Raw genomic sequence first — 438 nt, forward strand, 5'->3', positions numbered from 1 at the left:
AGTCGCTATTGGATTACCATCATTGTCGACCCAATCACGCATTTCAATTGCTTTGTCCGGTGTAGTTCCTAACTCTACGAATAAGTTGTATAGTGCTACTGAATCTTCTTGACCAAGCGTAAATAGAAGGTCGATTTGTTTTGTGAAGATCGTTAGGCCAGTGATAGAAGTTGAAGTGATATTCAATCTATAGCTATCTGCATTGTCACTTGTCATTGAAGGAATGCTTAATTCTGCTGCTGAGCTTTCCGTCGATCCATCGCTGACTTTAGTCCAGTTATATTCTAGAGAAGCGATTTCAAAACCACCGTCATAAGAATAGCTGTCTCCGAAAGTGACTGTTGCTGTTTCCGTATCAGCATTACTATACGTTTGACCATCATAACTGCTGATATACTCGCTATTTTCAATCAATTCATCGAAGAATAGGAGGTTATT

General features: G+C 39.3%; 1 protein-coding gene. It reads right to left on the minus strand.

Features of this window, described 5'->3' with window-relative positions:
* Positions 1-438, minus strand: a 438-nt coding sequence (locus PL77_RS32140; RefSeq protein ID WP_044213572.1) for a hypothetical protein, incomplete at both ends; no start/stop codon positions are given.

It is taken from the genome of Flammeovirga sp. OC4 (assembly GCF_000812565.1).
GTDB lineage: Bacteria > Bacteroidota > Bacteroidia > Cytophagales > Flammeovirgaceae > Flammeovirga.